A 25257-nucleotide genomic window follows, 5' to 3' on the forward strand; every position below is an offset into this window, starting at 1 on the left:
CTTAAACGTGGCGTACTTCACGTAATCGCCGGAATCGGGACTATCGGTTTCGGTCGTACGTCCTGCGCAAGCGCCGCCCCTACCAGGCCAGTTCAGGGGGGCGAGGGCGACAGCGGCACGCCCAGCCCGACGCCGAGCTCCTCCGGCAGCGCGAGCCCCGGCCCCGGCACCTCCGCTACGACCCCAGAACCCTCCGCAAGTAGTCGTTCTGGAACAGCCGATCCGGATCGAGCCGGTCCCGCAGCGCCGTGAACTCGCCGAAGCGCGGGTAGACCCCGGCGAAGTACTCGGCGTCCCGGGTGTGCACCTTGCCCCAGTGCGGGCGGCCCTCGTGCGCGGTGAAGATCCGCTCGGCGGCGGTGAAGTACCGGTGGTACGGCGTCCCCTTGGCCATGTGGACGGCGATGTACGCGCTGTCCCGTCCGGACGCGGTGGACAGGGTGATGTCGTCGGCCGGCGCGGTGCGCACCTCCACCGGGAAGCTGACCTTGAGGCCGGAGCCGTCCAGCATCGCCTTCAGCTCGCGCAGCGCCTCGACGACCGCCCCGCGCGGGAGGGCGTACTCCATCTCCACGAACCGCACCCTGCGCGGCGACGTGAAGACCTTATAGGGAATGTCCGTGTACGTCCGCGCGGAGAGGGCCCTGCTGGAGACCTGGGCGATGCCCGGGATCGCGGCGGGCACCGCGCGGCCCGCCCACTGCGCGGCCTGGAAGACGCCGTTGGAGAGGAACTCGTCCTCGAACCAGGCCTTGAGCCGGCCCACCGGGCGCTCCGGGCCCGCGCTGCGGTTGTTGCGCTTGGTGTTGGTGTTCCCGGTGTGCGGGAACCAGTAGAACTCGAAGTGCTCGTTCTCGGCCCACAGTTGGTCGAAGTCGCGGGTGACCCGGTCGAAGGTCATCGGCTCCTCGCGGGCCGTCAGCAGGAAGACGGGCTCCACGGCGAAGGTGATCGCCGTGACGACGCCGAGCGCGCCGAGGCCGATCCGGGCGGCCGCGAAGACCTCCGGGTTCTCCTGGTCGGAGCAGGTGAGGACCGAGCCGTCGGCGGTGACCAGTTCCAGGGCCGTGATCTGGGCGGCTATCGAGCCGGACTCGCGGCCCGTGCCGTGAGTGCCCGTGCTGGTGGCCCCGGAGACCGTCTGCTCCATGATGTCGCCCATGTTGGCCAGCGACAGACCCTCGCGGGCCAGGGCCAGGTTGAGCCTCTTGAGCGGGGTGCCGGCCTCCACGGTGACGGTCATGCCGTCCCGGTCAATGTTGCGGATACCGGTCAACAGGTGAGGGCGGATCAACACACCGTCGGTGGCGGCGATCGACGTGAAGGAGTGCCCGGTGCCGACCGCCTTGACCTTCAGACCGTCCTCGGCCGCCTTGCGCACGGCAGCCGCCAGCTCCTCGACCGAGGCGGGTTCGACCTCCCGCGCGGGGCGAGCGGAGACGTTTCCGCCCCAGTTACGCCACGTTCCGTTCTTCCCGCTCGCTGTGCTGCTCAACGGTGCCTCCCCGACGCGGAGCCGGCCTGCTGAGCCGGCGGTACCCGAGGAAACCGACCGCGACCGCGACGGCTCCGGAGACCGCCGGAACCCCGTACCCGGCCCGCGCACCGGCCGCGTCGATCACCCAGCCGGCCACGGAGGAGCCGAGCGCGACCCCGACCGCGAGCCCGGTGCTCACCCAGGTCATGCCCTCGGTCAGTTGCGCGCGTGGTACGTGCTGCTCGATGAGGGACATCGTCGTGATCATCGTGGGAGCGATGCAGAGTCCCGCCAGGAACAGCGCCACGGCCAGAAACGGCAAGTTTCCGACCAGTAGGAGGGGGATCATACTCACGGCCATCGCGCATATGCCCAGCAGCCAGCGAGGTTCGGGTGCTCCCTTGAGGTGCAGCAGCCCGAAGACGGCGCCCGCCGCACAGGAACCCGCCGCGTACACGGCGAGGACGACACTGGCGGCGCCCTTGTGGCCCTGTTCCTCGGCGAAGGCCACGGTGACCACGTCGACCGCCCCGAAGATCGCGCCGGTCGCCACGAAGGTGGCCACCAAAACCTGGAGCCCGGCGGAGCGCAGGGCGCTGTCACCGCGCCCCTCGTGCCGCTCGCGCGGGTGCGGCTCGGGCTCGGTGGCGCGCTGGGCGGTCAGCCAGAAGACACCGGCCGCCAGGAAGCAGGCGGCGAGCAGCGGCCCGGCCTCCGGGAACCAGGCCGTGGACAGTCCGATGGAGATGATCGGCCCGAAGATGAAGCAGACCTCGTCCACCACGGACTCGAAGGAGTACGCGGTGTGCAACTGCGGAGTGCCCCGGTACAGCGCGGCCCAGCGGGCCCGGACCATCGCGCCGACGCTCGGCACGCAGCCGATGCCCGCGCTGAACACGAACAGCGTCCAGTCCGGCCAGCCGTAGTGCGCGGCGAACAGCAGCCCGGCCGCCGCGACGAGCGAGACCAGCGTCGCCGGGCGCAGCACCCGCCGCTGGCCGTACTGGTCGACCCAGCGCGAGACCTGCGGTCCGGCCACCGCCGCGGCGAGCGCGATGGTGGCCGACAGGGCGCCCGCCAGGCCGTAGCGGCCGGTCAGCTGGGACACCATCGTCACCACGCCGATGCCCATCATCGACAGCGGCATCCGGCCGAGGAAGCCCGCGGCGGAGAAGCCCTTGGAGCCTGGGGCGGCGAACAGGGCGCGGTAGGGGCTGGGCACGGTCTCTCCGGTCACGGGGAAGGGGGCACGCGGGGCGCCGGGGCGTAAGGCGTGTAGATGGCTGATACAGCTTACGAGTGAGGTGACCCTAATGCACCCGATCGGCCGGTCGGGAACCGGGTCGACACCCCGCCGTTTCCCGGCTGTCAGTGCCGGGTGGCAGGATCGGTGGCATGCCAGACGCGCTCGATGCCAGCCCTTACGACGCCCTGCTCCTGCTCTCCTTCGGCGGCCCGGAGGGCCCGGACGACGTGGTTCCGTTCCTGGAGAACGTGACGCGAGGGCGCGGCATCCCCAAGGAACGCCTGAAGGAAGTCGGACAGCACTACTTCCTCTTCGGCGGGGTCAGCCCCATCAACGACCAGAACCGCGCGCTCCTCGACGCCCTGCGCAAGGACTTCGCCGACCACGGCCTGGACCTGCCGGTGTACTGGGGCAACCGCAACTGGGCGCCGTATCTCACGGACACCCTGCGGGAGTTGGCCCGGGACGGCCGGCGCCGGGTCCTCGTCCTCGCCACCAGCGCCTACGCCTCGTACTCGGGCTGCCGCCAGTACCGCGAGAACCTCGCCGACTCGCTCGCCGCGCTCGAGGCCGAGGGCGTCGAGCCGCCGAGGATCGACAAGCTGCGGCACTACTTCAACCACCCGGGCTTCGTGGAGCCCATGATCGACGGTGTGCTGCGCTCGCTGGCGGATCTCCCCGAGGAGGTCCGGGCCGGCGCCGAGATCGCCTTCACCACCCACTCCATCCCGGACTCCGCCGCGGACACCTCCGGACCCGTCGAGGACCACGGCGACGGCGGGGCGTACGTGAAGCAGCACCTGGACGTGGCCCGGCTGATCGCCGACGCGGTCCGCGAGCGCACCGGGATCGACCACGACTGGCGGCTCGTCTACCAGTCCCGCTCCGGCGCCCCGCACGTTCCGTGGCTCGAGCCCGACATCTGCGACCACCTGGAGGAGCGGCACGCCTCCGGCGTCCCGGCGGTCGTCATGGCCCCCATCGGCTTCGTCTCGGACCACATGGAGGTCCTGTACGACCTTGACACCGAGGCCATGGCCAAGGCGGAGGAGCTGGGGCTGCCGGTGCGCCGCTCGGCCACCGTCGGCGCCGACCCGCGATTCGCCGCGGCGGTCCGCGAGCTCGTCCTGGAGCGGGCCGCCGAGGAGAGCGGGCGGGCGGTCACGCCGTGCGCCCTGGGCGCGCTCGGCCCGAGCCACAACCTCTGCCCGGTCGGCTGCTGCCCGGCCCGCGCCCCCCGGCCCGCCGCCGCGGGCGCGGACAGCCCGTACGCCTGACCGGCCGGGGCGAGGCGCGGCGGGCAGCCCATACGCCTGACCCGCCGGGGCGGCGCGCGGCGCCCCCGCCCCTCGCAGGCCGAGCGAAGTCCCTGAGCGTGAGGGGGGAGGCCCGGAACCCGGACCGGCACCCGGACCGAACCCCTCACACCGAGCCAAGCCGCCTGGGGAGGCCCGAAACCCCGGACCGGCACCCCGGCCGAACCCCTCCCATCGAGCCGAACCGCCGGGGGGAGGCTCGGAACCCGGACCGGCAGCCGGACCGAACCCCTCGCACCGAGCCGAACCGCCGGGGAGGGCCCGGAACCCGGACCGAACCCCTCACCCACCGAGCCAAGCCGCCACGCCGGAACCGACTTTCACACCCGACCGGACAGGACCGACGTGGGCCGAGCCCTGACGCCAGGTCCGCCGCGGCCCGCGCGGCAACCGCCCGAGTCGACGCCCTACGCCCGAGGAGCCCCGTGACCGACCCCCTGCACTCGGACCTGCTCCGTCTCGCCCAGGAGGCCGCGCGGCGCGCGGGCGACCTGCTGCGGGACGGCCGCCCGGCCGACCTCGCGGTGGCCAAGACCAAGTCGAGCCCGATCGACGTGGTCACCGAGATGGACATCGCGGCCGAGAAACTGATCACCGACCTGATCTCCGACCACCGCCCCGACGACGGCTTCCTCGGCGAGGAGGGCGCCTCCACCGAGGGCACCAGTGGCGTCCGCTGGGTGATCGACCCCCTCGACGGCACGGTCAACTACCTTTACGACCTGCCGACTTGGGCGGTCTCGATCGCCGCCGAGCAGGACGGCCAGACGGTCGTCGGAGTCGTCGCCGCCCCGATGCGCCGGGAGACGTACCACGCGGTCCGCGGCGCCGGCGCCTGGGCCACGGGCGACTGGGCCGGCGAGCGCGAGCTGACCTGCCGCCCGGCGCCGCCCCTGGAGCAGGCGCTGGTCTCCACGGGCTTCAACTACGTCACCGAGGTCCGCCTCCACCAGGCCGAGGTCGCCCACCGGCTGATCCCGCTCCTGCGCGACATCCGGCGCTCGGGTTCGGCCGCGGTCGACCTGTGCGACGTGGCCGCCGGCCGGCTGGACGGCTACTACGAGCGGGGCCTGCACCCCTGGGACCTCGCGGCGGGCGACCTGATCGCCCGGGAAGCGGGCGCGCTGACCGGTGGACGCCCTGGAGAGCGCCCCTCGAACGATCTGACGGTGGCGGCCACCCCGGGCGTCTTCGAGCCCCTCCAGCGGCTGCTGGAGGACTTCGGCGCCTGGCACGACTGACCGGCACCCCGAGCAAGCGAAAGCACCCCGGCGCTGGATTCGCCGGGGTGCTCCTCGTTGCTCAAGCTGTTGCTCCGCGGATGCTGACGCGCTGATCAGACGCTGGCTGCGCCGACTTCCACACCGTGCTCGGCGGCGAGGCGGCGCAGGTCGTCGAGCTCGCCCTGCTCCACCTCGACGAGGAAGTCGTCGCCCTCGTCACGGGCCCGCGTCAGGTCGGACTCGGTCGCCCTTATGCGCTGCAGAAGCCCTGCGGTGAATGCGTCCATGCTGTGCCCCCTCGTCCTGGGTCGTGGGTCGGTGGCACGGGGGTGTGCCGTTCAGAAGGGGCGATCACGTCGACCGCTCTGCGGAAAGCGGATTGCGTTGTACCGCATGGTGGTGCGGCACAAGCAGAGCGTGATCGCGGGGTGTACAGCCGTCCTCCCCGCGCTCCCATTCACGGAAACCTCAACCCACGCAGAAAATCTGGCATTCCCGGGCCTCACACCCGCCCTTCATGGGTCACTCACCCGTCTTACCGCCGACTTATGGCCGAAAAGGGCAGGATGGAGGCCAACACACCCCAGCAGACCCCTGCCCGCGCGCCCAGCGGCGCTACGCGGGTGGACTTCAGGAAGGAACAGCGACGTGCGCGTACTCGTCGTCGAGGACGAGCAGCTGCTCGCCGATGCGGTGGCCACCGGACTGCGCCGGGAGGCCATGGCCGTCGACGTCGTGTACGACGGCGCGGCCGCCCTGGAGCGCATCGGCGTCAACGACTACGACGTGGTCGTCCTCGACCGCGACCTCCCGCTCGTCCACGGCGACGACGTCTGCCGCAAGATCGTCGAACTCGGCATGCCCACCCGCGTGCTGATGCTCACGGCCTCCGGCGACGTCAGCGACCGGGTCGAGGGCCTGGAGATCGGCGCCGACGACTACCTCCCGAAGCCCTTCGCGTTCAGCGAGCTCACGGCACGCGTGCGTGCCCTCGGACGCCGTACGAGCGTCCCGCTGCCGCCCGTCCTGGAGCGCGCCGGGATCAAGCTCGACCCCAACCGCCGCGAGGTCTTCCGCGACGGCAAGGAGGTCCAGCTCGCGCCTAAGGAGTTCGCCGTGCTGGAGGTGCTGATGCGCTCCGAGGGCGCCGTCGTCTCCGCGGAGCAGCTGCTGGAGAAGGCCTGGGACGAGAACACCGACCCGTTCACGAACGTCGTCCGGGTCACCGTCATGACGCTGCGCCGCAAGCTCGGCGAGCCCCCCGTCATCGTCACCGTCCCCGGCTCCGGCTACCGGATCTGATCCCCCATGGCAGCGACCCCCGCACCGCCCCAGGCGCCCCCGAAACCGACCTGGGACCCGAGGAAGCAGGTGCAGCCCTTCCCCTGGCTGCGCCCCACCATCCGCATACGCCTCACGCTGCTCTACGGCGGCATGTTCCTGATCGCCGGCATCCTGCTGCTGTCGATCATCTATCTGCTCGCCGCGAGCGCCCTGAACGTCGGCAGTGACCTGCCCTTCCGGATCCTGTCCGGTTCCGTGTCCAGCGACATGTGCAACATGCGCGCCACCAGCCTCCCCGCGGACGAGCTGAACCGCGCGCTGAACGAGTGCGTGAACGAACAGCGCCAGCACGCCCTGGACACCCTGCTCAGCCGCTCCCTGCTGGCCCTGCTCGGCCTCGCCGTGATCGCCTTCGCCTTCGGCTACGCCATGGCCGGACGCGTCCTGTCGCCGCTCGGCCGGATCACCCGCACCGCCCGCGCGGTGGCCGGCTCCGACCTCTCCCGGCGGATCGAGCTGGACGGCCCGGACGACGAGCTGAAGGAGCTCGCGGACACCTTCGACGACATGCTGGAGAGGCTCCAGCGCGCCTTCACCGCGCAGCAGCGTTTCGTCGGCAACGCCTCGCACGAGCTGCGCACCCCGCTGGCGATCAACCGCACGCTCCTGGAAGTGCACCTGTCGGACCCGGAGGCGCCGGTGGAGCTCCAGCAGCTCGGCAAGACCCTGCTGGCCACCAACGAGCGCAGCGAGCAGCTCGTGGAGGGCCTGCTGCTGCTCGCCCGCAGCGACAACCAGATCGTCGAGCGCAAGCCCGTCGACCTCGCGGAGGTCGCCGAGCAGGCCGTGGACCAGGTGCACGGCGAGGCGGCGGCCAAGGGCGTGGAGATCCGCGGCAAGCGGGATCCCGCGGTGGTCCAGGGCAACGGCGTGCTCCTGGAGCGGATCGCCCTGAACCTCGTGCAGAACGCCGTGCGGTACAACGTCCCCGACGGCGGCTGGGTGGAGGTCACCACCGAGCTCCAGCACGGCCAGGCGCTGCTCGTCGTGACGAACACCGGCCCCGTGGTCCCGGCGTACGAGATCGACAACCTCTTCGAGCCCTTCCGGCGGCTGCGTACGGAGCGCACGGGCAGCGACAAGGGCGTCGGGCTCGGCCTGTCCATCGCGCGGTCCGTGGCCCGCGCGCACGGCGGGCACATCGCGGCACAGCCGCGCGAAGGAGGCGGGTTGGTGATGAGGGTTGCCCTGCCCGTCTGAGATCGTTGCCGTCGTCACCACGGGGATGTTCGCTTTGCGCGGAATTTTCCGAACGCCGGATGAGCGGTACCGTGTGTGATCGATCACAAAGGCGAATTTCCGGCCATCTACTCTCCGTGATCATGCGACCCGCCGGAAAGCCGGGAAAATCCGGGTTTTCGGGGGTCTTGATCACGGGAAGTACACGGTGAGACGCCTTTGAAGTGCGGCATTGGGACCGTGTACGGTCCGCATCGCCATCCACGCCGATCACTCTTGAGGAGTCCGGTTGGGTGTCGATTGAGTAACAGACCTTGATGTGAGGCAAAATCTCCGCCTCGGGTCGGGCACAAGTCCGGCCTCTCACGCGTTACGTGCGCTGGAGACACCGCAGACACCCAGAGGGGGAGAGCGACAATGGCAACGGATTACGACACCCCACGCAAGACCGACGACGACGTCGACTCGGACAGCCTTGAAGAGCTGAAGGCCAGGCGGAACGACAAGTCGACGTCCGCAGTGGACGTCGACGAGTTCGAGGCCGCCGAGGGCCTGGAGCTGCCCGGAGCGGACCTCTCGAACGAGGAGCTGGCCGTCCGGGTGCTGCCCAAGCAGCAGGACGAGTTCACCTGCATGAGCTGCTTCCTGGTGCACCACCGCAGCCAGCTGGCCCGGGAGAAGAACGGTCAGCCGATCTGCCGCGACTGCGACTGAGGACGGGTCGGGCATGACCGGCTCGACCCCTCCTTGGAAGCGCCGCTTCCCCTCCCGGGGAGCGGACCAAGGGCCGTCCGACGGCCCGCACGGCGCGCGTGACGACGAGCGAGGCTCATCCGGTACGGGATCGGCCTCGCTCGAACCGGCGGCCGGCCCTGGCAATGTGCCGGTGCCGGCGCAGTCTCCCGCGCCCGTGGCCCGGCGGCGGGCCGCGGTCATCCGCGAGAAGGCCCAGGAAGGCGTCCGCAAGGGCGGCAGCCGCGCGAAGGCGGGGCTCGCCTACCTGGCCGACCGGATCATCGAGAACGCCCCGCGAGTGCCCGTACGGGACCTCGCGACCCTGCGCAGACAGTTCCCGGGGCTCGGCCCCGAGCAACTCGCCGACAAGCTCGTGGCGGGCGCCATGACGGCGACGTCGACGGTCGGCGCCGGCGTGGGCGCGGCGGCGATGCTTCCCGTGCCGCCCGCGATGCCGACCGAGCTGGCCGCGGAGATCACCGGGGTCGCCGCGATCGAGCTGAAGCTGATCGCCGAGCTCTACGAGGTCTACGGCGTACGACCGCCGGGGAACCTGAAACAGCGCTCCACCACGTACCTGGACTCCTGGTCGGGCGAGCGCGGGATCGACGTGACCAAGCCGTCGACGGTGAGCTTGGCGCTGAACACCCACATGAAGCACCAGATGCGGCAGCAGATCATGAAGCGGATGGTGCGCAATCTGCCGAACCTGATGCCCTTCATGGTGGGCGCGGCCGTGGGCGCGCTGATGAACCGAAGAGACACCAAGAAGCTGGCGGACCGGATCCGCGCCGACCTGCGCAAAATCCAGGTGCCGTGGGACGCGCTGCCCGACCTTCCGCCGCTGGAGACCCCGGCCGATCCGCTGACCATGGGCGACATCACGCAGGAAGTCGGCCGCAGACGCTTCGGCGGATTCGGGAAGGGCGGCGGGTTCGGCAGGAGAGGCGAGTCCGGGAAGAGCTGAGAGCTGAGAGCCGCGGGCCCCGGGTCCCCGATCCGGGGACCCTTCGACCCTGTGTGCTAGGCCGCCTTCGCCGCGCTGATCGCCTCGGCCAGGGCCTCCGGGTCGCGCGTCGACAGGTACAGGTAGGGCGTCGGGTCCTCGGGGTCCGTGACCTCCACCCGCAGGGCCCGCGGGATGTAGGCGCGCAGCAGCAGGAAGGCGCGGGTGTCGGCCTTGTAGGTGCGCCAGGCCCGGGCCTCCTCGGGGTCCAAGATCTCCGCCTCGCCCAGCGCCGTGACCGGGATCTTCGCGTCGCCCGCGATCAGCGAGCCGCCCACCACGCGGATGCGGACCGCGCCGTAGGAACTGGCCACCACGGCCGCCGCCGCGGTGCCGCCGACCAGTCCGCCGAGCATCGGCAGGGTGCCGAAGGGCAGCAGGATCAGCGCCAGGGAGACGCCGACCAGCACCGACATCAGCCACCACGATCGGGGGGCGGTGAGACGTTCTTCGTACGGGGTGGCGGAGAGCTGCATGGAGCCAAGCTTGGCACGGTGTCCGGAACGTGCCGACGCGCGGGTAAGGTCTGCGGCTGTGAGTGGTACATCCGCAAGCCTTCAGCCCCCGGCCGACGCCGTGACACCGGTACGACACCCTGATGCTCCCGCGCCGGGTGAGCTGCTCGGCGCGCACTACGGCCAGTGTTTCGGCTGTGGCGGTGAGCAGCCGCACGGGCTGCACCTCCAGGCGCGGGCGGGCGAAGGGGTCTCCCTCACCGCCGAGTTCACCGTGCGCCCCGAGCATCAGGGCGCCCCGGGCCTCGCGCACGGCGGCGTCCTCGCGACCGCGCTCGACGAGACCCTCGGCTCGCTGAACTGGCTGCTGCGGACCATCGCCGTGACCGGGCGGCTCGAGACCGACTTCCGGCGGCCGGTCCCGGTGGGCACCACGCTGCACCTGGAGGCCGAGGTGACCGCGGTGGCCGGGCGGAAGATCTACTCCACCGCCACCGGACGCGTCGGCGGCCCCGACGGCCCGGTCGCCGTGCGTGCCGACGCGCTCTTCATCGAGGTCAAGGTCGACCACTTCATCGACAACGGCCGCCAGGAGGAGATCCAGGCCGCCATGAGCGATCCGGACCAGGTCCGGCGGGCCCGCGCCTTCGAGGTGAACCCGTGAGCCGTGACCCGCTGAACGTGCTGATCCGCCGCGTCGACCCGGACGTACCGCTTCCGTCGTACGAGCACCCCGGCGACGCCGGAGCGGATCTGCGCACCACCGAGCCCCGCGAACTGAAGCCGGGGGAGCGGGCCGTGCTGCCGACGGGGGTGTCTGTGGCGCTCCCCGAGGGGTACGCGGCCTTCGTGCACCCACGTTCCGGACTGGCCGCCCGCTGCGGTGTCGCCCTGGTGAATGCCCCAGGGACGGTTGATGCCGGGTACCGTGGGGAGATCAAGGTGATCGTGGTGAATCTCGACCCGTACGAGCCCGTGCGGTTCGAGCGCTTCGACCGGATTGCCCAACTGGTCGTCCAGCAGGTCGAGAGGGTCCGCTTCCAGGAGGTCGCGGAGCTTCCCGACTCGGCGCGGGCCGACGGGGGCTTCGGGTCCACCGGTGGTCACGCCGCCGTGGACGGCGGGCGCGGCACAAGCGGTCATGCCGCCGACGGCGGCACGACGGGTGGGACTAGATACGCTTCGGTCGTATCCGACCGGGAAGGACAGTGACGTGTTCGGACGTCGCAAGAAGAAGGGTGCCGCCGAGGACGCGGCCGGCGAGCCCGAGCAGGTCGTCGACGGCGTCGACACCGAGGCGGACGACGAAGGCACGCGTGAGCGCGTGCGCCTGGAGCCGGAGCCGCGGCCCGACGGACCGTGGGACAGCACCGAGGTGCGGGAGCCCGGCGAGGGCCGGGTGGACCTGGGCGGGCTCTTCGTGCCCGGAGTCGACGGCATGGAGCTGCGGGTCGAGGTCGCGGGCGACGCGATCGTCGCGGCGACGGTCGTGCTGCGCGACAGCGCCATCCAGCTGCAGGCCTTCGCCGCGCCCAAGCGCGAGGGCATCTGGGGCGAGGTGCGCGAGGAGATCGGCGCCGGCATCACCCAGCAGGGCGGCATCATCGACGAGGTCGAGGGTCCCCTCGGCTGGGAGCTGCGCGCGCAGGTCCCGGTCCAGCTGCCGGACGGCACGGGCGGCTTCCAGGTCGTGCGGTTCGTCGGTGTGGACGGTCCGCGCTGGTTCCTGCGCGGTGTGATCTCGGGCCAGGGCGCGGTGCAGCCGCAGGCGGCCGGGCTGCTGGAGCAGATCTTCCGGGACACGGTCGTGGTCCGCGGCGAGGGCCCGATGGCGCCCCGCGACCCGATCGTCCTGAAGCTGCCGAACGACGCCCAGATGGTCCCCGAGGGGGTCCAGCAGGAGGAGGCCGGCTCCCGGTTCTCCGGCGGCATGGGGCAGTTGCAGCGCGGACCGGAGATCACCGAGGTCCGGTAGACAGACGGCAGGAAACGGCCGCATCCCGTTCGGGGTGCGGCCCAGCTTCAGTTCGGGGCTGCGGCGGGAGTGGGTCACGCAGCTCGTTGGGCGCCGTTGCACCCTGTACGGTTCCCCGCTTTCGCCCCCCCCGGAGGCGACGCACGTGGTCCGGCCCGAGGAGGGCGGAGTTCCTGATGTGCGAGCGACGGCTCCCACTCCCACGGGAACTGGGAGCTGTCGATGACGGAGGCGGCCATCGGCCGGCTCGGGCACGCCATGACCAACACCCCGACGCTGACCGAGCGGGGCCGCCCGGCGGGCAGCAACAATCCCTTCGTCGCCTGGGAGACCCTCACTCACGGGGACAACCCCTCCTGAGCGGGGCGGACGGGCGCCGGGTGCGGTCGCGTCAGGGTTGCGTCAAAAGCCACCCGGCGGCCACACCCGATGCCGTATGTCCGGTTTGCTCGCCGTAAAGTCAACGCTGTGGGACGCGGCAGGCTTCGGATCTACCTCGGTGCGGCACCGGGCGTCGGCAAGACGTACGCGATGCTCTCCGAGGCGCACCGGCGTATCGAGCGGGGCACGGACTGCGTGGTCGCGTTCGTGGAGCACCACGGCCGGCCGCGCACCGAGGTGATGCTGCACGGTCTGGAGCAGGTCCCGCGCCGGGAGCTGGCGTACCGGGGCACCTCCTTCGCCGAGATGGACGTCGACGCCGTGCTGGCCCGGCGGCCGCAGGTGGCCCTGGTGGACGAGCTGGCGCACACGAACGTGCCCGGCTCCCGCAATGCCAAGCGCTGGCAGGACGTGGAGGAGTTGCTGGCGGCCGGGATCGACGTCATATCGACCGTCAACATCCAGCACCTGGAGTCGCTGGGGGACGTCGTCGAGTCGATCACCGGCGTACGGCAGCAGGAGACGGTGCCGGACGAGGTGGTGCGGCGGGCGGACCAGATCGAGCTGGTCGACATGTCGCCGCAGGCGCTGCGGCGGCGGATGGCGCACGGGAACGTGTACCGGCCCGACAAGGTCGACGCGGCGCTGTCGAACTACTTCCGCCCCGGCAATCTGACCGCGCTGCGGGAGTTGGCGCTGCTGTGGGTGGCCGACCGCGTCGACGAGTATCTGCGCGCCTACCGGGGCGAGCACCGGGTGTCCAAGATCTGGGGTTCGCGGGAGCGGATCGTGGTCGGGCTGACCGGCGGTCCGGAGGGGCGCACGCTGATCCGGCGGGCGGCGCGGCTGGCGGAGAAGGGCGCGGGCGGTGAGGTGCTCGCCGTGTACATCGCCCGCAGCGACGGGCTGACCTCGGCCTCGCCGAAGGAACTCGCCGTCCAGCGCACCCTGGTCGAGGATCTCGGCGGCACCTTCCACCACGTCGTGGGCGACGACATACCGGCCGCCCTGCTGGCCTTCGCGCGGGGGGTGAACGCCACCCAGATCGTGCTCGGCTCCTCGCGCCGCAAGGCCTGGCAGTACGTCTTCGGCCCCGGCGTCGGCGCGACCGTCGCCCGGGAGTCGGGGCCCGATCTCGACGTGCACATCGTCACCCACGAAGAGGTCGCCAAGGGGCGCGGGCTGCCCGTCGCCAGGGGGGCGCGGCTCGGGCGGGCCCGGATCATCTGGGGCTGGCTGGCCGGGCTCGGCCTCCCGGTGGCCCTCGCGGTGCTGCTGAACGCCGTGGACCTGGGCCTGGCCAACACCATGCTGCTGTTCCTGACGGGGGTCGTGGCGGCGGCGCTGCTCGGCGGACTCTTCCCGGCGCTCGCCTCGGCCGCCGTCGGGTCGCTGCTGATGAACTACTTCTTCACCCCGCCCCTGCACCGGTTCACCATCGCGGACCCGAAGAACATCGTCGCCATCGCGATCTTCGTCGGCGTGGGGGTGTCGGTCGCCTCCGTCGTCGACCTCGCCGCCCGCCGTACCCACCAGGCCGCCCGGCTGCGCGCCGAGTCGGAGATCCTGTCCTTCCTCGCCGGCGACGTGCTGCGCGGCGAGACCAGTCTGGAGTCGCTGCTGGAACGGGTCCGCGAGACCTTCGGGATGGAGTCGGCGGCCCTGCTGGAGCGGAGCGGCGACCGCGACCCGTGGACCTGCGCGGGCAGCGTGGGCCTCGGGCCGCCCGTGGAGCGCCCGGAGGACGCGGACGTCGACATGCCGGTCGGGGACCACATGGCGCTGGCGCTGACCGGCCGGGTGCTGCCCGCCGAGGACCGCCGGGTGCTGGCCGCGTTCGCCGCGCAGGCCGCCGTCGTGCTGGACCGGCGCCGCCTGCGGGAGGAGGCCGACCAGGCACGTGCGCTGGCCGAGGGCAACCGCATCCGTACGGCGTTGCTGGCCGCCGTCAGCCACGATCTGCGCACCCCGCTCGCCGGGATCAAGGCGGCGGTGAGCAGTCTGCGCTCGGACGACGTGGCCTGGTCGCCCGAGGACGAGGCGGAGCTGCTGGCCGGGATCGAGGAGGGCGCGGACCGCCTCGACCACCTGGTGGGCAACCTGCTCGACATGTCCCGCCTCCAGACCGGCACGGTCAGCGCGATCGTCCGCGAGATCGACCTCGACGAGGTGGTGCCGATGGCGCTCGGCGGGGTGCCCGAGGACAGCGTTCAGCTGGACGTCCCGGAGACCCTGCCGATGGTCGCCGTCGACCCCGGGCTGCTGGAGCGCACGGTCGCCAACGTCGTGGAGAACGCCGTGAAGTACAGCCCGCCCGGGACTTCCGTCCTGGTCTCCGCCAGTTCCCTCGCCGACCGGGTCGAGGTGCGGGTCGTGGACCGTGGTCTCGGCGTCCCGGACGAGGCGAAGGAACGGATCTTCGCGCCCTTCCAGCGGTACGGTGACGCTCCGCGCGGCGCCGGGGTGGGGCTCGGACTCGCGGTCGCGCGAGGCTTCGCCGAGGCGATGGGCGGGACGCTGAACGCGGAGGACACCCCGGGCGGCGGCCTCACCATGGTGCTCACGCTCCGCGCCGCGAAGCTGCTTCCCCCCGTAGTCCAGGAACCCGAAAGGCAGGCCACATGACCAGGGTGCTCGTGATCGACGACGAGCCGCAGATCGTGCGCGCCCTTGTGATCAACCTCAAGGCCCGCAAGTACGAGGTGGACGCCGCCCACGACGGCGCCACCGCCCTCCAGCTCGCCGCCGCCCGCCACCCCGACGTGGTGGTCCTCGACCTCGGTCTGCCCGACATGGACGGCGTCGAGGTGATCCGGGGCCTGCGCGGCTGGACCCGGGTGCCGATCCTGGTGCTCTCCGCCCGGCACTCCTCCGACGAGAAGGTCGAGGCCCTGGACGCGGGCGCGGACGACTACGTCACGAAGCCGTTCGGCATGGACGAGCTGCTGGCCCGGCTGCGGGCGGCGGTCCGGCGCGCCGAGCCCGTCGGGGGCGGCGAGGAGGACGTCCTGGTGGAGACCGGCACGTTCACGGTCGACCTGGCCGCGAAGAAGGTCAGGCGCGACGGCACGGACGTCCGGCTGACTCCGACGGAGTGGCACCTGCTGGAGGTGCTGGTGCGCAACTCCGGGCGGCTGGTGAGTCAGAGGCAGCTGCTGCAGGAGGTCTGGGGGCCGTCGTACGGGACGGAGACGAACTATCTGCGGGTGTACATGGCCCAGCTGCGAAGGAAGCTGGAGGCGGATCCTTCGCACCCGAAGCACTTCATCACCGAGCCCGGGATGGGATACCGGTTCGAGCGCTAGCCCGCGGTCAGCAGCCGCGCGAAGCGCTCGCCCATCAGGCGGTGCGTGGCCGCGTCCGGGTGGAGTTCGTCGGGGAGCGGCAATTCGGCGTAGTCCTGCTCGCCGTAGAGGTCCCGGCCGTCGACGTAGCGCAGGTTCGGGTCGTCGGGCCCGCGCTGCTCCACTACGCGGGACAGTTCCTCGCGGATCACCGTGAGCGTCAGTTTCCCGGCCGCCCGCTCCTCGGGGTCGCCGGTGGCCCAGAAGCGCAGCTTTCCCTCGCCGAGCGCGGAGAGGTCGAAGGCGCCCGGGCCCGGGGTGTCCTCGTGGATGGGGCACAGGATGGGGGAGACGACGAGCAGCGGCGTCTCGGGGTGGCCCTCGCGGATGGTGTCCAGGAAGCCGTGGACGGCCGGGACGAAGGCGCGCAGGCGCATCAGGTCCAGGTTGACCAGATTGATGCCGATCTTGACGCTGATCAGGTCGGCCGGGGTGTCCCGGATGGCACGTGCGGTGAAGGGGTCGAGGAGGGCGCTGCCGCCGAAGCCGAGGTTGATCAGCTCCATGCCCGCCAGGGCCGCGGCGCGGGCGGGCCAGATGCCGGTGGGGCTCGCCGCGTCGGAGCCGTGGCTGATGGAGCTGCCGTGGTGCAGCCAGACCTTGCGGCCCCGGTCGGGCAGGGGCTCTGCGGGAGCGTCCGCGCGCAGGGCGACCAGTTCGGTCATCTCGTTGTGCGGCAGCCAGATCTCCACGTCCTTCTCCCGCGCGGGCAGGCCGGTGAAGCGGAGGCCGACGACCGGGCCGGGCCGCAGCTCGGGTTCGCCGGTGGCCATGTCGACGGTGACGGTGTTGCCGCCGGCCGCCACCGCCTGGTCGGTGAGGACTCCGTCGACGAGCAGGTCGTAGACGCCGTCCGGCCGGGGCGGGGCGCCGACGTAGGACCGCTTCGTGGGCAGCGTGTCCAGCTCCACGGTGGTGGCCCGGGTGCGGAAGGCCAGCCGTACGCCGGAGGGCTGGGCCTCCGCCATCGCCAGCTGCGGGTCGGCGCACTGGACGCGCGCCCGCGTGGGGAGCCGGTGCGGCAGCAGGCCGTGCGGGGTCCGCTCCAGGTCGAGGGCGCCGCGGACGAGGTCGGGGGTGAGGGGGATGGTGTCCATGGTGTGGGCTTTCAGGCTGAGGGCCAGTTGCGCAGAGTGGCGTCCAGGGCGTCCAGGATCCGGGTCCAGGACTCCTCGCTGTCGGGGGAGCTGTGGCTGAAGCCGCCCGCCAGCTCCAGATCGACATAGCCGTGGAAGACGCTGCCCAGCAGGCGGACGGCGTGGGTCTGGTCGGGCTCGGTCAGGTCGTAGCCGCGCAGGATGGCGCGGGTCATCTGGGCGTGCCGCACGCCCGCGCTTCTGGCCGCCGTCTCCGGGTCGAGACGGAAGCGGGCGGCGGTGTAGCGGCCGGGGTGGCTGCGGGCGTAGTCGCGGTAGACGTCGGCGAAGGCGGTCAGGGCGTCCTTCCCGGCCCGGCCCGCCAGCGCGTCGGCGGCCCGGTCGGCGAGCTCCTCCAGGGCCAGCAGGGCGATCCGGACCTTGAGGTCCTGGGAGTTCTTCAGATGCGAGTACAGGCTCGCGACCTTGACGTCGAACCGCCGGGCCAGCGCCGAGACGGTCACCTGGTCGAAGCCGACCTCGTCGGCCAGCTCCGCCCCGGCCCGGGTCAGCAGCTCGGGGGTGAGTCCTGCGCGCGCCATGACCGTCCTTTCGTTCACCGAAAGCAATTATGGAATTTCCTAAAGGCTTTAGGCAAGTCGGGAGGTGCGCGCGGGTGGTTCGAGAGCCTCCTCACGCGGGTACGTAGGTGTCGGTGCACCCCGGTACGCTTCAGACATGAGTTCTGTTCCTCGTTCCGAGAAGCCGGTGGGCCGGTTCCGGCGCATGCTCGACCGGCTTTCCTCGTCGCAGGAGGACCTGGAGTCCGAGGAACTGCGCGAGGACGCCGAGACGGCCGGCTGCACACGCATCGGTGACTGCCGTGACCGACAGATAGTCACCGTTACTGGTACCTTGCGCACGGTCACTCTGCGGCCGCGTGCCGGAGTCCCGGCCCTGGAGGCCGAACTGTTCGACGGCTCCGCCGCGCTGGACGTGGTGTGGCTCGGCAGACGCTCCATCGTGGGCATAGAGCCGGGGCGCAAGCTGATCGCATCGGGCCGGATCTCGATGAGCCGGGGCCGCCGGGTGCTGTTCAACCCGAAATACGAACTGAGACCGCTCGGACGGGAGTAGCCGGTGACGTCGCTCGACAAGCCGACCGAAGACACCACCGCAGAAGGTGAGCACGACTCCCGGGCGGTGACCCAGGACGCGCTGTTCGAGGCCTTCGGCGGCCTGCGCGGCATGGTCGAGACGGTGTTGCCCGGACTGCTGTTCGTCACCATCTACACCATCAACAAGGACCTGCACCTGTCGGCGATCGCCGCCCTCGGTGTGTCCCTGCTGCTCGTCGCGGTCCGGCTGGTGATGAAGGACACCGTCAAGCACGCCTTCAGCGGCGTCTTCGGTGTCGCGTTCGGTGTCGTCTTCGCGATGATGACCGGCAACGCCAAGGACTTCTACCTGCCCGGCATGCTGTACACGCTGGCCCTGGGCCTGGCGTACATCATCACGACCCTGTGCGGCGTCCCGCTGATCGGTCTGATCCTCGGCCCGGTGTTCAAGGAGAACCTCTCCTGGCGCACGCGCAACCCGGGCCGCAAGAAGGCGTACGCCAAGGCGAGTTACTCCTGGGGCGCGATCCTGCTCGCCAAGTGCGCGATCCTCTTCCCGCTGTACTGGTGGGCCGACACCGAGCAACTGGGCTGGGTGCTGGTCGCTCTGAAGATCCCGCCCTTCCTGCTGGCCGTCTGGCTGACCTGGGTCTTCCTCGCCAAGGCGCCCGCTCCGATCGACGTGTTCGCGGAGATGGAGGCGGCGGAGAAGGCCGAGAAGGAGAAGCAGGCCGCGCGGTCCGAGTAGAGCGGCCGAGCAAGTCGACGCGAAGGGCGCCCCGGGATCTCCCGGGGCGCCCTTCGCCGTCGTGACCGCTACTCGGCAGGCGCCTCGCGGCGCACCGACAGCAGGTCCTCCAGCTGTTCCTCGCGGGCCTGCGCGGCCACGAACAGCAGCTCGTCGCCCGCCTCCAGGGAGTCGTCCCTGGTCGGGGTGAGCACCCGCGTGCCGCGGATGATCGTCACCAGCGAGGTGTCCTGCGGCCACTCCACATCGCCGACCTGGGTGCCGGCCAGCGCCGACTCCTCGGGCAGGGTCAGCTCGACGAGGTTGGCGTCGCCGTGGCTGAAGCGCAGCAGCCGGACCAGGTCGCCGACGCTCACCGCCTCCTCGACCAGCGCGGACATCAGGCGGGGGGTGGAGACGGCGACGTCGACGCCCCAGGACTCGTTGAAGAGCCATTCGTTCTTGGGGTTGTTGACGCGGGCGACGACGCGCGGGACGCCGTACTCCGTCTTCGCCAGCAGGGAGACGACCAGGTTCACCTTGTCGTCGCCGGTCGCGGCGATCACGACGTTGCAGCGCTGGAGCGCCGCCTCGTCCAGGGACGTGATCTCACAGGCGTCGGCCAGCAGCCACTCCGCCTGCGGGACGCGCTCGACCGAGATGGCGGTCGGCGCCTTGTCGATCAGCAGGACCTCGTGGCCGTTCTCCAGCAGCTCGCCCGCGATCGAGCGGCCGACGGCGCCGGCACCGGCAATGGCGACCCTCATCAGTGACCGCTCTCCTCTTCGGGACCCTTGGCGAACGCCGCCTCGACCTTGTCGACCTCGTCGGTGCGCATCATCACGTGCACCAGGTCGCCCTCCTGCAACACCGTCTGCGAGCTGGGCAGGATGGCCTCGCCGAGCCGGGTCAGGAACGCCACGCGGACGCCGGTCTCCTCCTGGAGCCTGCTGATCTTGTGACCCACCCAGGCCTGGGAGGTGTGCACCTCGGCCAGCTGGACGCCACCGGTGGGGTCGCGCCACAGCGGCTCGGCGCCCGAGGGAAGCAGTCGGCGCAGCATCTGGTCGGCGGTCCAGCGGACGGTCGCCACGGTCGGGATGCCGAGGCGCTGGTAGACCTCGGCCCGCCGGGGGTCGTAGATGCGTGCCGCGACGTTCTCCACGCCGAACATCTCGCGGGCCACGCGGGCGGAGATGATGTTGGAGTTGTCGCCGCTGGAGACGGCGGCGAAGGCGCCGGCCTCCTCGATGCCCGCCTCGCGCAGGGTGTCCTGGTCGAAGCCGATGCCGGTGACCCGGCGGCCGCCGAAACCGGGGCCGAGGCGACGGAAGGCGGTGGGGTCCTGATCGATCACAGCGACCGTGTGCCCCTGTTGCTCCAGGGTCTGGGCGAGAGCGGAACCCACTCTTCCGCAGCCCATGATGACGATGTGCACGACCGTCCTTCCACGTGTCAAGAGTTACTGCTCAGCCAGATCAGGGTCTCAGATCGACGCCCAAGCTACACACGCGCGGTAGGACGTCGGCACCCCTGTGCACGGTTGCCATGAGTTCGGATCGATCAACGGCGGCTGATGCTGCGCACGCTGGCAAGTGTCAGGATTCCGAGGCCGACGAGCGCGGCGGCGGCGCCGATCAGCTGGGCGGTGGTGTCCATGGGACCTCCGGGAGACGGCAACGGCGGCGGAGAACCGGCGGGTTTAGTCATATAGGCATGCCGATCTCGTGCGCTGCGGAATCCGCAGCCGAGCCGCCCTCGATTTCACCCGGAGAGCAGGGGCGGGACGCAAGTGGGGTGGCGGGTGAGCGGCAGCCCGTTCGAACGCCTACGATCCTCTGTTGTGTCCAAACTGACCGACCTGCCCAAACGGATCCTGATCGGGCGCGCACTGCGCAGTGATCGGCTGGGGGAAACGCTCCTGCCGAAGCGCATCGCACTCCCCGTCTTCGCCTCGGACCCGCTGTCGTCCGTCGCCTACGCCCCCGGCGAGGTGCTGCTGGTCCTGTCCATCGCGGGCGTGTCGGCCTATCACTTCAGCCCATGGATCGCGGTCGCGGTCGTCGTCCTGATGTTCACGGTCGTCGCCTCCTACCGGCAGAACGTGCACGCCTACCCGAGCGGCGGCGGCGACTACGAGGTCGCGAACACCAACCTCGGCCCGAAGGCCGGCCTCACCGTGGCCAGCGCGCTGCTCGTGGACTACGTCCTCACCGTGGCCGTGTCCATCTCCTCCGGCGTGGAGAACCTCGGCTCGGCCGTCCCCTTCGTCGTCGAGCACAAGGTGCTGTGCGCCGTCGGCATCATCGTGCTGCTGACGCTGATGAACCTGCGCGGGGTGAAGGAGTCCGGGAAGCTCTTCGCGATCCCGACGTACGTCTTCGTCGCCAGCGTCTTCATCATGATCGCCTGGGGCGCCTTCCAGGGCCTGGTCCTCGACGAGACGATGAAGTCGCCCACCGCGGACTTCGAGATCAAGGCCGAGCACGAGGGCCTCGCCGGCTTCGCGCTCGTCTTCCTGCTGCTGCGCGCCTTCTCCTCCGGCTGTGCCGCGCTCACCGGCGTCGAGGCGATCAGCAACGGCGTCCCCGCCTTCCGCAAGCCCAAGTCGAAGAACGCGGCGACCACGCTCGCCCTGATGGGCTTCCTCGCGGTCACCATGTTCTGCGGCATCATCGGGCTCGCCATGGCCACCGATGTGCACATGGCGGAGAACCCGGCGAAGGACCTCGTCGACAACGGCGTCCCGGTCGGCTCCGACTACGTCCAGAACCCGGTGATCTCGCAGGTCGCGGCGGCCGTCTTCGGCGACGGCACCTTCTTCTTCGTGCTGCTCGCCGCCGCCACGGCCCTGGTCCTCTTCCTCGCGGCGAACACGGCGTACAACGGCTTCCCGCTGCTCGGCTCGATCCTCGCCCAGGACCGCTACCTGCCCCGCCAGCTCCACACCCGCGGCGACCGCCTCGCCTTCTCCAACGGCATCGTGCTCCTGGCCGGCGCCGCCGCGCTGCTGGTGTGGATCTACGGCGCCGACTCCACGCGGCTGATCCAGCTGTACATCGTCGGCGTGTTCGTCTCCTTCACGCTCAGCCAGACCGGCATGGTCCGGCACTGGAACCGCCATCTGCGCACCGAGACGGACCAGGCGAAGCGGCGCCACATGATCCGGTCCCGGGCGATCAACACCTTCGGCGCCTTCTTCACCGGCCTCGTGCTGGTCGTCGTCCTGGTCACCAAGTTCTCGCACGGCGCCTGGGTCGCCCTGCTCGGCATGGTGATCTTCTACGTGACCATGAGCGCGATCCGGAAGCACTACGACCGGGTCTCCGAGGAGATCGCCGCCCCCGACGGGCCGAGCGACGACATCGTCCGCCCCTCCCGGGTGCACTCCGTGGTCCTGGTCTCCAAGATCCACCGGCCGACGCTGCGCGCCCTCGCGTACGCCAAGCTGATGCGCACCGACACGCTCGAGGCGCTGAGCGTCAACGTCGACCCCGTCGAGACCAAGGCCCTCAAGACCGAGTGGGAGCGGCGCGGCATCGACGTCCCGCTGAAGGTCCTGGACTCGCCGTACCGCGAGATCACCCGGCCGATCATCGAGTACGTCAAGAACCTGCGCCGGGAGTCGCCGCGCGACGCCGTGTCCGTGATCATCCCCGAGTACGTCGTGGGCCACTGGTACGAGCATCTGCTGCACAACCAGAGCGCCCTGCGCCTGAAGGGCCGGCTGCTGTTCACGCCGGGTGTGATGGTGACGTCGGTGCCCTACCAGCTCGAGTCCTCCGAGGTCGCCAAGAAGCGGGCCCGCAAGCGGCAGGACTGGAACGCGCCGGGTTCGGTACGGCGTGGTCCGGCGGAGACACGGGCCAGGGAGTCCTCGAAACAGTCGTAGACTGGTGGGCTGTTGTCCCGGCCTTTCCCCTTACGTATCTGGAGTCACCCCGCCATGCAGGCAGAACCGAAGAAGTCGCTGGTGGGGGAGGCGTACGAGGTCGAGGTCGGCCCGGTCGCCCACGGTGGCCACTGCATCGCCCGCACGGACGAGGGCCAGGTGCTGTTCGTACGGCACGCGCTGCCCGGTGAGCGGGTCGTCGCCCGGGTCACCGAGGGCGAGGAGGGCGCCCGCTTCCTGCGCGCGGACGCGGTCGAGGTGCTGTCGGCGTCCAAGGACCGCGTCGAGGCGCCCTGCCCGTACGCCGGTCCCGGCCGCTGCGGTGGCTGCGACTGGCAGCACGCCAAGCCGGGCGCGCAGCGGCGGTTGAAGAGCGAGGTCGTAGCCGAGCAGCTCAAGCGGCTCGCCGGGCTGACGCCCGAGGAGGCCGGCTGGGACGGCACGGTGATGCCCGCCGAGGGCGACAAGCTTCCCGCCGGGCAGGTCCCGCAGTGGCGCACGCGCGTGCAGTACGCGGTGGACGCCGAGTCCGGCCGGGCGGGTCTGCGCCGGCACCGCTCGCACGAGGTCGAGCCGATCGAGCACTGCATGATCGCCGCCGAGGGCGTGAGCGAGCTCGGCATCGAGCAGCGGAACTGGGCCGGGATGGAGTCGGTCGAGGCGATCGCGGCGACCGGTTCCCAGGACCGCCAGGTGATCCTGACGCCCCGCCCGGGCGCCCGCCTCCCGATCGTCGAGCTGGACAAGCCGGTGTCGGTGATGCGGGTCGGCGAGAAGGACGGCGGCGTGCACCGCGTCCACGGCCGCACCTTCGTCCGCGAGCGCGCCGACGGCCGTACCCACCGGGTCGGCAGCGGCGGCTTCTGGCAGGTCCATCCGAAGGCGGCGGACACGCTGGTGACGGCGGTGATGCAGGGGCTGCTGCCGCGCAAGGGCGAGATGGCCCTCGATCTGTACTGCGGAGTGGGCCTGTTCGCGGGCGCGCTGGCCGACCGCCTCGGTGACGAGGGCGCGGTGCTGGGCATCGAGTCCGGCAAGCGCGCGGTGGAGGACGCCCGGCACAACCTCGCCGACTTCGACCGTGTCCGCATCGAGCAGGGCAAGGTCGAGTCGGTCCTGCCGCGCACCGGCATCACCGAGGTCGACCTCGTCGTCCTGGACCCGCCGCGCGCGGGGGCGGGCCGCAAGACCGTGGAACACCTGTCGTCCCTGGGCGCCCGCCGCATCGCCTACGTGGCCTGCGACCCGGCCGCGCTGGCGCGGGACCTGGCGTACTTCCGGGACGGGGGGTACCGGGTGCGGACGCTGCGGGTGTTCGATCTGTTCCCGATGACGCATCACGTGGAGTGCGTGGCGATTCTGGAGCCGGCCGCGAAGAGTCGCTGACCGGGGCGGGGGGACCGTGGCGGTGAAAGAGCTGGTGGGGGCGCTGCTGTGTGCCGGGGCCGGCCTGCTGTTGTTCGGGGTCGCCTGGCGGGACGCGGTGCTGGTGCGGCGGTTGCGGCGGGCCGGAGTGCGGGTCCGGGGCTTCGTGGTCGCCAACAAGCCGCACCACGACAGGGAGACGCGTTACTTGGTACCGGTCATCGCCTTCCGTGACGACTCGGGCGACCGCGTGGAGTTCTCGCCCCGGATGCGCGGGACCGGCCTCGCCCTCGCGACCGGGCGGGAGGTTCCGTTGGTGTACCTGGGGCGGCGCCCCGAGACGGCACGGCTGGACCTGTGGTGGCACATGACGGGGGTGCCGGTGCTCCTGCTGGCCGGTGCGGCGGTCTTTCTCTGCGCCGGAGTGCTGCTCGTCGTCCTCGCGTCATGACCGCCCGCACCCTCGCGACCGGAGTCCCGACCATGCGCCACCCAGCCCTGCCCCGCCGCTCCGCCGTGGCGTTCGCCGTCGCCGTCTGTCTCTCGCTCGCCGGTTGCACGGCGGACGACTCGGCCCCGGACGGGGCGCCGCCCTCGCCCACGACCGTGACACCGCCGCCCGTGCACGCCGGGTTCGACTATCAGCTCCAGGCCCCATACGAGCCTCCGGCCGGGGTGTCCGTCGTAGCCCGTGACCATACGGCGGCTCCCGCGCGCGGCCTCTACAACATCTGTTACGTCAACGCCTTCCAGGCGCAGCCGGGCGCGGAGAAGGAGTGGGACCCCGATCTGCTGCTCCGCGACAAGGCGGGTGCCGTCGTCATGGACGCGGACTGGGGGGAGGCGATGCTGGACATTCGTACCGAGGCCAAGCGGGAGCGGATCGCCCGGAAGGTGAACTCCTGGATCGACGACTGCGCGGCCAAGGGCTACCGGGCCGTCGAGCCGGACAACTACGACAGCTACACCCGCGCCCCGCGCGGGCTGCTGACCGCGCGGGACGCGAAGGCGTTCCTCTCCCTGCTGGCCCGGCACGCGCACGGGAAAGGGCTGGCCATCGCCCAGAAGAACACCCTGGAGCTGGCACCGGACCGTGAGGAGGTCGGCGTCGACTTCGCGGTGGTCGAGGAGTGCGGGCAGTACGACGAGTGCGGGGACTACGCGGCGGAGTTCGGCCGGCACATGATCGTGATCGAGTACACCGACCGGGGCATGGCGAAGGCCTGCCAGGGCTGGGCGGACGAGATCAGCATCGTCCGGCGGGACCTGGATCTCGCGCCCGCCGGGGAGAAGGGCCACGTGCGCGAGACCTGCGACGGTGGGTGAACCTCAATCCAGCGATCGGGCCCCGGACGGGTTCCGCACCACCGTCCATGAGGCGTCGATCGGCGCCTTCCC

Annotated in this window: 25 protein-coding genes and 1 pseudogene; 18 read left to right on the plus strand and 8 right to left on the minus strand. The window is 71.2% G+C overall.

Annotated elements, in window-relative coordinates:
• Positions 1-175: 175 nt before the first annotated feature.
• Positions 176-1495, minus strand: a complete 1320-nt coding sequence (locus AC068Z_RS34225) for a D-arabinono-1,4-lactone oxidase (RefSeq protein WP_478564676.1) — start codon at positions 1493-1495, stop codon at positions 176-178.
• Positions 1455-2699, minus strand: coding sequence for an MFS transporter (locus AC068Z_RS34230; RefSeq protein ID WP_478564889.1), 1245 nt, complete (start codon positions 2697-2699; stop codon positions 1455-1457). Before AC068Z_RS34230 ends, AC068Z_RS34225 begins: the two co-directional genes overlap by 41 nt.
• A 173-nt stretch (positions 2700-2872) precedes the next feature.
• On the opposite strand from AC068Z_RS34230, the gene AC068Z_RS34235 reads away from it, so the two are divergent.
• Entirely contained in the window at positions 2873-4000 is a 1128-nt protein-coding gene (locus AC068Z_RS34235) for a ferrochelatase (protein ID WP_478564679.1), read from the plus strand.
• A 464-nt stretch (positions 4001-4464) separates the two neighbouring features.
• The gene (locus tag AC068Z_RS34240; RefSeq protein WP_478564681.1) at positions 4465-5280 is read left to right on the plus strand and encodes an inositol monophosphatase family protein; all 816 of its coding nucleotides are present in this window, start codon (positions 4465-4467) and stop codon (positions 5278-5280) included.
• 95 nt (positions 5281-5375) lie between these two features.
• Here AC068Z_RS34240 and AC068Z_RS34245 read toward each other — a convergent pair whose 3' ends face one another.
• Positions 5376-5549: a hypothetical protein gene (locus AC068Z_RS34245; RefSeq protein ID WP_210576912.1), complete on the minus strand. Its 174-nt coding sequence runs from the start codon at positions 5547-5549 to the stop codon at positions 5376-5378.
• 361 nt (positions 5550-5910) lie between these two features.
• Between AC068Z_RS34245 and AC068Z_RS34250 the strand changes: the two genes are divergently transcribed.
• The 4 genes from AC068Z_RS34250 to AC068Z_RS34265 all read left to right on the plus strand — a co-directional run bounded on the left by AC068Z_RS34250 (position 5911) and on the right by AC068Z_RS34265 (position 9487).
• Positions 5911-6564 (plus strand): response regulator transcription factor, encoded by a 654-nt coding sequence (locus AC068Z_RS34250; protein ID WP_007385219.1) that lies wholly within the window; start codon positions 5911-5913, stop codon positions 6562-6564.
• 6 nt (positions 6565-6570) lie between these two features.
• Complete coding sequence (locus tag AC068Z_RS34255) at positions 6571-7806, plus strand: sensor histidine kinase (protein WP_478564684.1); 1236 nt, start codon at positions 6571-6573, stop codon at positions 7804-7806.
• 396 nt (positions 7807-8202) lie between these two features.
• Positions 8203-8499, plus strand: coding sequence for a DUF4193 domain-containing protein (locus AC068Z_RS34260; protein ID WP_005481602.1), 297 nt, complete (start codon positions 8203-8205; stop codon positions 8497-8499).
• A 13-nt stretch (positions 8500-8512) separates the two neighbouring features.
• The gene (locus AC068Z_RS34265) at positions 8513-9487 is read left to right on the plus strand and encodes a hypothetical protein (protein WP_478564687.1); all 975 of its coding nucleotides are present in this window, start codon (positions 8513-8515) and stop codon (positions 9485-9487) included.
• A gap of 56 nt (positions 9488-9543) precedes the next feature.
• Here AC068Z_RS34265 and AC068Z_RS34270 read toward each other — a convergent pair whose 3' ends face one another.
• Positions 9544-10002 carry a DUF3093 domain-containing protein gene (locus AC068Z_RS34270; protein ID WP_478564690.1) on the minus strand — a complete coding sequence of 153 codons (459 nt, stop codon included), beginning with the start codon at positions 10000-10002 and terminating at the stop codon, positions 9544-9546.
• Between the two features lie 58 nt (positions 10003-10060).
• Between AC068Z_RS34270 and AC068Z_RS34275 the strand changes: the two genes are divergently transcribed.
• From AC068Z_RS34275 to AC068Z_RS34300, 6 genes and pseudogenes are all read left to right on the plus strand, one after another.
• Positions 10061-10645, plus strand: coding sequence for a PaaI family thioesterase (locus AC068Z_RS34275; RefSeq protein ID WP_478564693.1), 585 nt, complete (start codon positions 10061-10063; stop codon positions 10643-10645).
• Positions 10642-11193 carry a dUTP diphosphatase gene (gene dut, locus AC068Z_RS34280; protein WP_478564696.1) on the plus strand — a complete coding sequence of 184 codons (552 nt, stop codon included), beginning with the start codon at positions 10642-10644 and terminating at the stop codon, positions 11191-11193. Before AC068Z_RS34275 ends, dut begins: the two co-directional genes overlap by 4 nt.
• A 1-nt stretch (position 11194) precedes the next feature.
• On the plus strand, positions 11195-11956 hold the full coding sequence (locus AC068Z_RS34285) for a DUF3710 domain-containing protein (RefSeq protein WP_478564699.1): 762 nt from the start codon (positions 11195-11197) through the stop codon (positions 11954-11956).
• 231 nt (positions 11957-12187) lie between these two features.
• Positions 12188-12316, plus strand: a pseudogene (locus AC068Z_RS34290) (alginate lyase family protein); the annotation flags it as partial.
• Between the two features lie 108 nt (positions 12317-12424).
• Positions 12425-14962 carry a DUF4118 domain-containing protein gene (locus AC068Z_RS34295; protein WP_478564702.1) on the plus strand — a complete coding sequence of 846 codons (2538 nt, stop codon included), beginning with the start codon at positions 12425-12427 and terminating at the stop codon, positions 14960-14962.
• Positions 14959-15642 (plus strand): response regulator, encoded by a 684-nt coding sequence (locus tag AC068Z_RS34300; protein WP_478564705.1) that lies wholly within the window; start codon positions 14959-14961, stop codon positions 15640-15642. The genes AC068Z_RS34295 and AC068Z_RS34300 overlap by 4 nt, the downstream gene beginning before the upstream one ends.
• Here AC068Z_RS34300 and AC068Z_RS34305 read toward each other — a convergent pair.
• Both AC068Z_RS34305 and AC068Z_RS34310 read right to left on the minus strand, forming a co-directional pair.
• On the minus strand, positions 15639-16778 hold the full coding sequence (locus AC068Z_RS34305; RefSeq protein WP_478564708.1) for a GDSL-type esterase/lipase family protein: 1140 nt from the start codon (positions 16776-16778) through the stop codon (positions 15639-15641). The two genes, AC068Z_RS34300 and AC068Z_RS34305, sit on opposite strands and share 4 nt — an antisense overlap.
• An 11-nt stretch (positions 16779-16789) precedes the next feature.
• Positions 16790-17359 (minus strand): TetR/AcrR family transcriptional regulator, encoded by a 570-nt coding sequence (locus tag AC068Z_RS34310; protein WP_478564711.1) that lies wholly within the window; start codon positions 17357-17359, stop codon positions 16790-16792.
• Positions 17360-17495: 136 nt separating this feature from the next.
• Between AC068Z_RS34310 and AC068Z_RS34315 the strand changes: the two genes are divergently transcribed.
• Positions 17496-17894: an OB-fold nucleic acid binding domain-containing protein gene (locus tag AC068Z_RS34315; protein WP_315882050.1), complete on the plus strand. Its 399-nt coding sequence runs from the start codon at positions 17496-17498 to the stop codon at positions 17892-17894.
• A 3-nt stretch (positions 17895-17897) separates the two neighbouring features.
• The gene (locus AC068Z_RS34320) at positions 17898-18623 is read left to right on the plus strand and encodes a DUF3159 domain-containing protein (protein WP_478564714.1); all 726 of its coding nucleotides are present in this window, start codon (positions 17898-17900) and stop codon (positions 18621-18623) included.
• A gap of 68 nt (positions 18624-18691) precedes the next feature.
• On the opposite strand, the gene AC068Z_RS34325 is transcribed toward AC068Z_RS34320, so the two are convergent.
• Positions 18692-19369 carry a potassium channel family protein gene (locus AC068Z_RS34325; protein WP_478564717.1) on the minus strand — a complete coding sequence of 226 codons (678 nt, stop codon included), beginning with the start codon at positions 19367-19369 and terminating at the stop codon, positions 18692-18694.
• Complete coding sequence (locus AC068Z_RS34330; RefSeq protein WP_478564720.1) at positions 19369-20040, minus strand: potassium channel family protein; 672 nt, start codon at positions 20038-20040, stop codon at positions 19369-19371. Before AC068Z_RS34330 ends, AC068Z_RS34325 begins: the two co-directional genes overlap by 1 nt.
• A 405-nt stretch (positions 20041-20445) precedes the next feature.
• Between AC068Z_RS34330 and AC068Z_RS34335 the strand changes: the two genes are divergently transcribed.
• The 4 genes from AC068Z_RS34335 to AC068Z_RS34350 are packed head-to-tail and all read left to right on the plus strand — an operon-like array spanning position 20446 to position 25185.
• Positions 20446-22494, plus strand: coding sequence for an APC family permease (locus tag AC068Z_RS34335; RefSeq protein ID WP_478564723.1), 2049 nt, complete (start codon positions 20446-20448; stop codon positions 22492-22494).
• 54 nt (positions 22495-22548) lie between these two features.
• On the plus strand, positions 22549-23880 hold the full coding sequence (locus AC068Z_RS34340) for a class I SAM-dependent RNA methyltransferase (protein WP_478564726.1): 1332 nt from the start codon (positions 22549-22551) through the stop codon (positions 23878-23880).
• A gap of 16 nt (positions 23881-23896) precedes the next feature.
• A complete protein-coding gene (locus AC068Z_RS34345) occupies positions 23897-24310 on the plus strand; it encodes a DUF3592 domain-containing protein (RefSeq protein ID WP_478564729.1) in 414 nt (137 codons plus the stop codon).
• On the plus strand, positions 24307-25185 hold the full coding sequence (locus AC068Z_RS34350) for an endo alpha-1,4 polygalactosaminidase (protein ID WP_478564732.1): 879 nt from the start codon (positions 24307-24309) through the stop codon (positions 25183-25185). Before AC068Z_RS34345 ends, AC068Z_RS34350 begins: the two co-directional genes overlap by 4 nt.
• The last annotated feature ends 72 nt before the right edge of the window (positions 25186-25257 follow it).

The organism is Streptomyces sp. NPDC043726 (assembly GCF_056436565.1).

Bases quoted from the DNA above. Each gene is read 5' to 3' on its own strand.
- AC068Z_RS34235 (WP_478564679.1), top strand. From the start codon at position 2,873: ATGCCAGACGCGCTCGATGCCAGCCCTTACGACGCCCTGCTCCTGCTC.
- AC068Z_RS34245 (WP_210576912.1), bottom strand. From the start codon at position 5,549: ATGGACGCATTCACCGCAGGGCTTCTGCAGCGCATAAGGGCGACCGAG.
- AC068Z_RS34255 (WP_478564684.1), top strand. From the start codon at position 6,571: ATGGCAGCGACCCCCGCACCGCCCCAGGCGCCCCCGAAACCGACCTGG.
- AC068Z_RS34260 (WP_005481602.1), top strand. From the start codon at position 8,203: ATGGCAACGGATTACGACACCCCACGCAAGACCGACGACGACGTCGAC.
- AC068Z_RS34265 (WP_478564687.1), top strand. From the start codon at position 8,513: ATGACCGGCTCGACCCCTCCTTGGAAGCGCCGCTTCCCCTCCCGGGGA.
- AC068Z_RS34270 (WP_478564690.1), bottom strand. From the start codon at position 10,002: ATGCAGCTCTCCGCCACCCCGTACGAAGAACGTCTCACCGCCCCCCGA.
- AC068Z_RS34300 (WP_478564705.1), top strand. From the start codon at position 14,959: ATGACCAGGGTGCTCGTGATCGACGACGAGCCGCAGATCGTGCGCGCC.
- AC068Z_RS34305 (WP_478564708.1), bottom strand. From the start codon at position 16,778: ATGGACACCATCCCCCTCACCCCCGACCTCGTCCGCGGCGCCCTCGAC.
- AC068Z_RS34310 (WP_478564711.1), bottom strand. From the start codon at position 17,359: ATGGCGCGCGCAGGACTCACCCCCGAGCTGCTGACCCGGGCCGGGGCG.
- AC068Z_RS34315 (WP_315882050.1), top strand. From the start codon at position 17,496: ATGAGTTCTGTTCCTCGTTCCGAGAAGCCGGTGGGCCGGTTCCGGCGC.
- AC068Z_RS34325 (WP_478564717.1), bottom strand. From the start codon at position 19,369: ATGAGGGTCGCCATTGCCGGTGCCGGCGCCGTCGGCCGCTCGATCGCG.
- AC068Z_RS34340 (WP_478564726.1), top strand. From the start codon at position 22,549: ATGCAGGCAGAACCGAAGAAGTCGCTGGTGGGGGAGGCGTACGAGGTC.
- AC068Z_RS34350 (WP_478564732.1), top strand. From the start codon at position 24,307: ATGACCGCCCGCACCCTCGCGACCGGAGTCCCGACCATGCGCCACCCA.